Raw genomic sequence first — 431 nt, forward strand, 5'->3', positions numbered from 1 at the left:
CGTCGACCTTGTCGACGACAGCGATCCGGTGTGGCGCGAGCTGGTGGCCGGAGCCACCGGCGAGGAGACGGGAGAGGACGAGGGCTGAGCCGTTGACTCCTCGGATTACACATGTAAGTTCACTGGACTACACATGTAATTCGGAGGAGCGCCATGCGCTGCAGACTGCCGTTGCTCGTGTTCGTGACCGCCGCGATGGCGGCGCCCGCCCTGGCGCAGGAGGAGACGTACCGCATTGTCCCTCCCGCTGAACGACTGACCATGTCCGATGTCTTCGCCGACGCCGCGCCTGCGAACCAGGCGATCATGGCGGGCCTGCTGATCGCCACCGTCGCGGCGGTGGTGCTGTGGGCCATCCGGCTGACCCGCAAGGTGGACGTGACCGGCTCCAGTCTCACCTACTTCCGGGCCTTGAAGGGCGTGGGACCGCT

Annotated in this window: 1 protein-coding gene; it reads left to right on the forward strand. The window is 66.4% G+C overall.

The annotated features are described in order from the left end of the window. Positions 1-153: 153 nt before the first annotated feature. On the forward strand, positions 154-431 hold a 278-nt coding region (locus tag DJ017_RS19945; protein WP_133255524.1), incomplete at its 3' end, for a hypothetical protein.

Origin of the sequence: Phenylobacterium soli (assembly GCF_003254475.1) — a bacterium.
Taxonomy (GTDB): domain Bacteria; phylum Pseudomonadota; class Alphaproteobacteria; order Caulobacterales; family Caulobacteraceae; genus Phenylobacterium; species Phenylobacterium soli.